Origin of the sequence: Methylobacterium bullatum (assembly GCF_014845095.1) — a bacterium.
Lineage (GTDB): Bacteria > Pseudomonadota > Alphaproteobacteria > Rhizobiales > Beijerinckiaceae > Methylobacterium > Methylobacterium bullatum.
Window position 1 is genome coordinate 1 of record NZ_NKUG01000210.1, and the last position, 6,931, is coordinate 6,931.

A 6,931-nucleotide genomic window follows, 5' to 3' on the forward strand; every position below is an offset into this window, starting at 1 on the left:
CCCTCGATCCCTCCCCACAGGGGGGAGGGAGGGGCTGCTCAATCCTTCAGGTCGGCCGGCACCTTGCCGCCGTTCTCCTCGAGCTTCTTGATGACCTGCTTGTGCAGCCAGACGTTCATCGTGGCCGAATCTTCCTTGTCGCCGGTGTAGTGCAGCTCGTCGGCCAGCGACTTGCGGGCGCTGAGGCTCGAATCGATGTCGAGGAGCTTCATCAGGTCGACGATGGAGGTGCGCCAGTTCAGCTGCTGCGAGTTCTTCGCGGCCATGCCGTTCAGCACGGCTTCCACGTCCACCGGCTCGCCGGGCTTCGCCGCTGCAGCGCCGCTCGTGTCGGTCGTGGCCGTGCCGGCCGGTGCGTCGGCGGGGGCGGCCTCCGCGCTGGTGCTTCCGCCACCGAACGGGTGCAGGATCTTGCTGACGATGCTGCCGAGAAAGCTCATGGCGTTGTGTCCTTGTCGTTGGCCGGCCGCGACGAAATGTGGCCGGTCTCCTGCTCTCAACGGAATCGGGCCGCGCCCGTTCCGGTCCGGCGAAGGGGAATAAAGACCGCGCGGCGAAGCGTGAGCGTGGAACGCCCTCCCCGATTGCGAAGCCGGGGCCGTTCTTTCGCTCACGGGTGTTTGAAGAATGCGCGGCCTGTGGCATGGCCGGGCTCGAGGCTCCTTGCCGGGCCACCCTTCGCTCCGGAATCCGGATCTCCCGATGCGCTCTCCCCTCCCCGTCCTCGCGACGCTCCTGACGGCCTTCGTCGGGCTCGTCCTCGCCGCCCCCGCCCAGGCGCAGACCGCGCCGATCCCCATGCGGATCGGCGTCATCCCGGTCATCGGCGCCTCGCCGATCTTCGTGGCCAACGGCGAAGGCTGGCTCAAGGAGGCGGGCCTCGCTCCCACCTTCACCACCTTCGAATCCGGCCCGAACATGATCCAGGCGCTGGCGTCGGGCACCATCGACGTCTACGTCGCCGGGGTCGCGCCGCTCGCCGTGGCGCGGACCAAGAACATCGACGTCCGCGTGGTCGCCTCCACCGCGGTGGAGGAGATGGTGTTCGTGGCCGGGCCGAAGCTCGCCCCGTTCTTCGCCAACGGCGCCAGCAAGGCCGAGGCCTTCGCCCAGTTCAAGGCCAAGGAAGGCCGCCCCGCGCGGCTCGCCACCCAGCCCCTCGGCTCGGTGCCCAACACCACCCTGCAGCATTGGCTGTGGCAGGTGGCCAAGGCCGACAAGGCCAATGCCGAGGTGGTGTCCATGGGCATCGACGCCACGCAGCAGGCGATCCTCGCCGGCGCCGTGGACGGCGCCTCGATCCGCGAGCCGGCCCTCACCATCGTCCAGGGCCGCAACCCCGCGATCGCGCTGATCGCCAACGGGGCCGAGATGTTCCCCGACCAGCCGGGCACGGTGGTGGGCGTCTACGGCGCCTATGCCGACCGGAATCCCGGCGCCGTGGAATCCCTGGTGCGCTCCCTCATCCGCGCCGACACCCTGCTGAAATCCGACTCGGCCAAGGCTGCGCCCTACGTGCTCGCCGCCCTCGGCAAGGGCATCGTCGATCTCGCCACCATCCAGAAGGCCCTCACCTCCCCGGCGGCGAAGTTCACCGTCGATCCGCGCGCCATCATCGTCGCCACCAAGGCGATGCAGGCCTATCAGGTCTCCATCGGCGCCCTGGAGAAGGACGTGCCCCTCGATGGGCTGTTCGACTCCCGCTACTACGAGAAGGCCATCGCGCGCTGATCGGATGAAGGCCCTTCGCGCCCCCGCCCTCGCGGCTCTCGGACTCGTCGCCTTCCTCCTCTTCTGGGAGGCGATGCCTCGGCTCGGACTGATCAACCCGGCCTTCCTGCCGCCGCCGAGCACGATCCCGGCCGCCTTCCTCAACGAGATCCGCCTCGGGGTCTGGGGCGAGGCGGTGTGGTCGAGCCTGAGCCACTACCTCGTCGGCCTCGCCGTCGGCACGGGGGCCGGTATCGCGCTGGGCATCGTCGTGGGGATGTTCCGCGGCTTCGAGGCGCTCACCGCCTGGATCGTGCGCCTGCTGCGCCCGATCCCCGGCCTCGCCTGGGTGCCCTTCGCCATCATCTGGTTCGGGGTCCAGCCCTCGGCCGCCGTGTTCATCATCGCCATCGGCGTGTTCTGGATCGTGTTCTTCGCGACGCAAGGGGCGGTGCGCGGGGTCGACCGGGACCTCGTGGAGGTCGCCCAGGCCTTCGGCTTCCGCTCGCCCCTGGCGCGTCTCACCAAGATCCTGCTGCCGGCCGCGACCCCCGGCATCCTCGTCGGCCTGCGCACGGCGCTGGGCCAGGCCTGGATGGCGGTGGTGGCCGCCGAGATCTTCGGCGTGCCCGGCGTCGGCGCCCGCATGATGCAGGCCTCCAGCCTCCTCTCCACCGACATCGTGGTCGTCTACATGCTCACCATGGCCGGGCTCTACGGCCTGTTCGATACCGGCTTCGTCGCCCTCCAGGGCTGGCTCCTGCGGTGGCGCGCCTGATGGACCCGATCATCGACATCCGCGGCCTCAGCCTCGCCTACGAGCGCGACGGAATCCGCAACGTCATCCTGTCGGAGCTCGACCTCTCCATCGCGCGCGGGGAGTTCGTGGTCATCGTCGGCGAATCCGGCGTCGGCAAATCCACGGTCCTGCGGGTGCTGATCGGCCTCGCCGAGCCCAGCGGTGGGACGGTCCGCCTCGCCACGCGCGAGGGCTGCCGCACGCCGATGGCGCTGGTGTTCCAGGACGCCCGCCTGCTGCCCTGGCGCCGGGTGATCGCCAACGTCGCCTTCGGTCTCGAGGGCGGCGGCCTGTCGAAGGCTCAGCGCCTGGCCAAGGCGCAGGAGATGCTCGCCCTCGTGGGGCTCGGCGACCTCGGCCAGCGCTGGCCGCACCAGCTCTCGGGTGGGCAACGCCAGCGCGTCGCCATCGCGCGCGCGCTGGCCGTCGATCCGGACGTGCTCCTCATGGACGAACCCTTCTCGGCGCTGGACAGTTTCACCCGCGAGGGCCTGCAGGACGAGCTGCAGCGCATCCAGGCGACGACGGGCAAGACCATCCTGTTCGTCACCCACGATATCGACGAGGCCGTGACCCTCGCCGACCGCGTGGTGGTGCTCGCGGGCAGTCCCGGACGGGTCGCCGCCGACATGACGATCGACGTTCCCCGCCCGCGCCTGCGCCGGGATACGGCCCTCACCGACGCGGCCCGGCAGCTCCGGGCGGAGCTGTCGGGGCGGTCGGCGGAATTGTGACCCTCTACGCAGGCGAGGCGTCGGCGAGGCGTTCTCCGGGGGGACGCGCCATTGCATCCCGCCGATAAAGACTGCATCGCTCCCCACCCGAGACCGCCTGGACGGTCGATCGGCAGAGAGACCCCACCATGACGCCCGACGAGATTTCAGACCTCAACCGCGCCCGCGCCAGCCTCTCGCGGCAGCGCAGCGCGCTCGCCAAGCGGATCGGCTCGAGCGAGCTCGCCGCCGCTTCCGCGGCGGAGGATTTCATGCGCATCCTGCTGGCGATCGAGGCGGTCGACCGGGCGCTGACCAATGCCGGTCAGCCGTACATGCCGCCGATCTCCAACGCGGACGCCTGAGCCATGGCCGACACAAAGGATGCCAATGGCACGAAGCTGGCGGATGGAGATTCCGTCACCCTGGTCAAAGACCTCAAGGTGAAAGGAACCTCGACCACCTTGAAGCGGGGAACGCTGATCAAAAACATCCGCATCACGGACGATCCCGACGAGATCGAGTGCAACGCCGAGAAGGTGAAGGGGCTCGTCCTGAAGACCCAGTTCCTCAAGAAGGCCTGAGATCAGTCGCCGGAGACGGCACTCGGCGCGCGGATCGGCGAGCGGCTGAGGCTGCGGATGGCACGGGAGGGGCGGCCGGACTTCTCGGCGATGGCGCGGTCCTGCTCCTCGATGAGGTGCCGGGCCGGCTCGTCCCCGTCGAGGCCTCCGAGGATCTCCATGGGAACCCGCCGGTTCGAAGCGCGGGACTCGTCCTCGTAGAGGACATCGAACAGGACGGAGCCACGCTCCTGCGGTTTCGACTTGGTACGCTTGGCCATGACGGATGCTCGGACGATGAAAACCGGGAGGGTGCCCGGTCGACGGCTCTCAAGGCAGATGTCTGGCGATCGACCCCGTGGTCCCGCCGACATCCTGCCTTCTTCGCCGTCGCCGATCGATCGGAAGGGTCGCGACCGGGCTCAGGCGCTACATGGTCCCGTCCCGACGTTAAGGCAACCCGTATCCCCTCCGGCATGGTGCGGCGCAAGGCAGCCTCCCGCATGGGCCGACCTAATGGACCGACCTGTGGCATGATGCGTGCGGATCGCCCGCTGTGACCCGCCCCGTCGGGCAGGGGGGCCGGGCGAGGCGAGGAGCCGATTGCACGATGACCGATCCGACACCGCTGACACGCTTCTCCGTCGCTCCCTTGAGCCGGATGACCCGCCAGCTCGCCAGTGTCGCAGGCGGACGGGCCGAGCCGGATCTGGTCATCACCGGCGCGCGCATCTTGTCCACCTATTCCGAGCGGATGCGGCCCGACAGCGAGGTCTGGATCACGGGCGGGCGCATCGCCGCCGTGAAGCCGGCGGGAGCCTACAGGGGCGGAGCGCCACGCTATGAGGCCGGCGGCGGCATTCTGGCTCCCGGCTTGGTCGATCCCCACCTGCACATCGAGAGCAGCATGGTGACGGCTTGTGCCTATGCCGAGGCTGCGCTCCTCAATGGCACAACGACGATCGTCTGCGACAGCCACGAGATCGGCAACGTCCTCGACACGGACGGGATCGCCTGGATGCTGGAGGATGCCCGCGCGGCGCCGCTCAATATCTACCTGACGGTTCCGAGCACGGTTCCGGCCACCTCGCCGGAACTCGAGACCGCCGGCGGCGACCTCACGGCGGAGAAGATTGGCGCCCTGTTCGATGCGTGGCCGGAGGCGATCGGCCTCGGCGAGAAGATGGATTTCGTCGCCGTGGCCGAGGGCGACGAGCGGGCTCATGCCATCATCGCGGCTGCACTGCAGCGTGGGCGACCGGTCTCCGGTCACATCTACGGACGCGGCTTTGTCGGCGCCTATGCCGCCAGCGGCGTCACCGACACCCACGAGGCCATCGATCGGGACATTGCCGACGACTTGCTGGAAGCGGGATTGTGGATCTACCTGCGCGGAGGCCCGCCGACCACGCCCTGGCACAGCCTGCCCAAGGCCATCGGCACGATCATCGAACTGGGGGCCTCGGCCAAGCGGGTCTGCGTCTGTACCGACGACCGGGACGCCCAGGATCTCCTCGCCTACGGTCTCGACTGGGTGGTGCGAGAGGCCATCCGCATGGGTATTCCCCGCGAACAGGCGTGGTCGATGGGCTCGCTGCATCCGGCGACCCGGTATGGGCTCGATAACGAGATCGGTGGCTTCGGTGGCGGTCGCCGGGCCGATCTCGTACTCCTCGACGACGATTTCATTCCGCAGACCACTTGGTACGGTGGCCGTTGCGTGGTCGAGAATCGCACGATCACGCCTCTCCTCGATGCGGCGCTCTCGCGTCCCTACCGCTACCCTGCACCGGCCTATGCGACGATGCATCTGCCACTGCCCCTACCAGCCCTGGTCCCGGTGCTCCCCAAAGGCCGCTGTGTCGTCAACGCCATCCGCACCACGCTTCCCGGAATCGAACTGACCCATGAGCGGTACGACCTGACGCCTGCTTCGGATTGGCCGACGACCCTGCGGGACAACGATCTGTGCTTCGTCACTGTCATTGAGCGCCATGGCGGAGCCGGCAACGTCGCACACGGATTGCTGCGTGCCTTCGGGCTGAAGCATGGCGCGGTCGCGAGCAGTGTCGGCCACGACTCGCACAACGTGATCGTCGCGGGGCTGAACGCGGAGGATATGCGCGTCGCCATTGATGCGTTGTCGGCGATCCAAGGGGGCGTCTGCGTCGTCGAAGATGGCCAGGTGACCGCCATGGTTCCGCTGCCAGTGGCGGGACTTCTCTCGGACAAGCGCGTCGGTATCGTCGCCGAGGAAGTCCGACTGCTGAAGAAGGCCTGGGAGCGGGCCGGGTGCACGATTCCCTATATGGGGTTCAACCTGATCCCCCTCTCGGTCATTCCGGAAATTCGGATCACCGACAAGGGCATCGTATTGGTCCCAGCCATGGAGATTGTGCCGCTATTCGAACCCGTAGAGGCCTAAAACTCCTATTGGGAACCGATGCACTTCAAAGATCGTTGATGAATCAGGTCTCAACAGCCTTTCCCATGTCGGCTTTTGCAAGCCGTAGTGTTATCGAACCGGTCAGCCGAATTGTCCGTTGAGGCGATTGGCTGGCCGTTTTGCGTTATCTTCTAGGGGCTATCGCTCCAATAGCGGGAGAGAACGCCTTTTTATGGAGTGAGTTGATGCGGAATCTTCTGACGCTCGTCGTCCTCGGCTTCGTCGGCTTCGTCCTCGTGGCGATGTTCGTCGCACCAACCCAGCCAGATCTGAAAACTTGGTACCTGAAGAATGCCTGCGAGCATCTCGATAAGGTTTCGGCGAAAATCTGCGATCCCATGCGTCAGACCGGCGGGCAAGCGCTTTAACGAGAGCGCTGTCTGGAGGCTTTCAAGCAGCCATGATGAACCCGCTTGGCATCCGGTATCAAGGGTAAAGCCCATGAGTTGGGGGGGCATCTCATCACGAGATAGACCCTGCCAGATATCGATATGATCCAACAAGGCCGGGGCGGAAACGCCGGTTCTGAGATCACCCGGATACGGGTCTGTATTCCCCCTCGATCCCGTACGAATGCTGAGCAGCAGAGACCCGTGTAACGAAACAGCTCGGCGCCAAATGATGGCGCCGAGCTGTTTCGTTAAATTCATTCAAATCATGACGATGGCGTAACGCTCCTTACATGATGCGCCAGTAAGCG

9 protein-coding genes are annotated in these 6,931 nt (G+C 66.8%); 6 read left to right on the plus strand and 3 right to left on the minus strand.

The window, feature by feature from the left end:
* Window positions 1-38: 38 nt before the first annotated feature.
* Complete coding sequence (locus tag MBTS_RS22030) at window positions 39-440, minus strand: DUF3597 domain-containing protein (RefSeq protein WP_056142924.1); 402 nt, start codon at window positions 438-440, stop codon at window positions 39-41.
* Between the two features lie 262 nt (window positions 441-702).
* Here MBTS_RS22030 and MBTS_RS22035 point away from each other — a divergent pair, with 262 nt between their 5' ends.
* From MBTS_RS22035 to MBTS_RS22055, 5 genes are all read left to right on the plus strand, one after another.
* The gene (locus MBTS_RS22035) at window positions 703-1,731 is read left to right on the plus strand and encodes an ABC transporter substrate-binding protein (protein WP_192216482.1); all 1,029 of its coding nucleotides are present in this window, start codon (window positions 703-705) and stop codon (window positions 1,729-1,731) included.
* A 4-nt stretch (window positions 1,732-1,735) separates the two neighbouring features.
* On the plus strand, window positions 1,736-2,488 hold the full coding sequence (locus MBTS_RS22040) for an ABC transporter permease (RefSeq protein ID WP_147829694.1): 753 nt from the start codon (window positions 1,736-1,738) through the stop codon (window positions 2,486-2,488).
* Complete coding sequence (locus tag MBTS_RS22045) at window positions 2,488-3,243, plus strand: ABC transporter ATP-binding protein (protein WP_187273319.1); 756 nt, start codon at window positions 2,488-2,490, stop codon at window positions 3,241-3,243. The genes MBTS_RS22040 and MBTS_RS22045 overlap by 1 nt, the downstream gene beginning before the upstream one ends.
* Window positions 3,244-3,371: 128 nt before the next feature.
* Complete coding sequence (locus MBTS_RS22050; RefSeq protein ID WP_056142928.1) at window positions 3,372-3,587, plus strand: hypothetical protein; 216 nt, start codon at window positions 3,372-3,374, stop codon at window positions 3,585-3,587.
* A 3-nt stretch (window positions 3,588-3,590) separates the two neighbouring features.
* A complete protein-coding gene (locus MBTS_RS22055; RefSeq protein WP_056142930.1) occupies window positions 3,591-3,806 on the plus strand; it encodes an alkylphosphonate utilization protein in 216 nt (71 codons plus the stop codon).
* Between the two features lie 2 nt (window positions 3,807-3,808).
* Here MBTS_RS22055 and MBTS_RS22060 read toward each other — a convergent pair whose 3' ends face one another.
* Window positions 3,809-4,066 carry a hypothetical protein gene (locus MBTS_RS22060; RefSeq protein ID WP_018044140.1) on the minus strand — a complete coding sequence of 86 codons (258 nt, stop codon included), beginning with the start codon at window positions 4,064-4,066 and terminating at the stop codon, window positions 3,809-3,811.
* A gap of 329 nt (window positions 4,067-4,395) precedes the next feature.
* On the opposite strand from MBTS_RS22060, the gene MBTS_RS22065 reads away from it, so the two are divergent.
* Window positions 4,396-6,210: an adenine deaminase gene (locus MBTS_RS22065; RefSeq protein ID WP_147829690.1), complete on the plus strand. Its 1,815-nt coding sequence runs from the start codon at window positions 4,396-4,398 to the stop codon at window positions 6,208-6,210.
* A gap of 191 nt (window positions 6,211-6,401) precedes the next feature.
* Here MBTS_RS22065 and MBTS_RS22070 read toward each other — a convergent pair whose 3' ends face one another.
* Complete coding sequence (locus MBTS_RS22070; RefSeq protein WP_192216483.1) at window positions 6,402-6,881, minus strand: hypothetical protein; 480 nt, start codon at window positions 6,879-6,881, stop codon at window positions 6,402-6,404.
* Window positions 6,882-6,931: the final 50 nt, after the last annotated feature.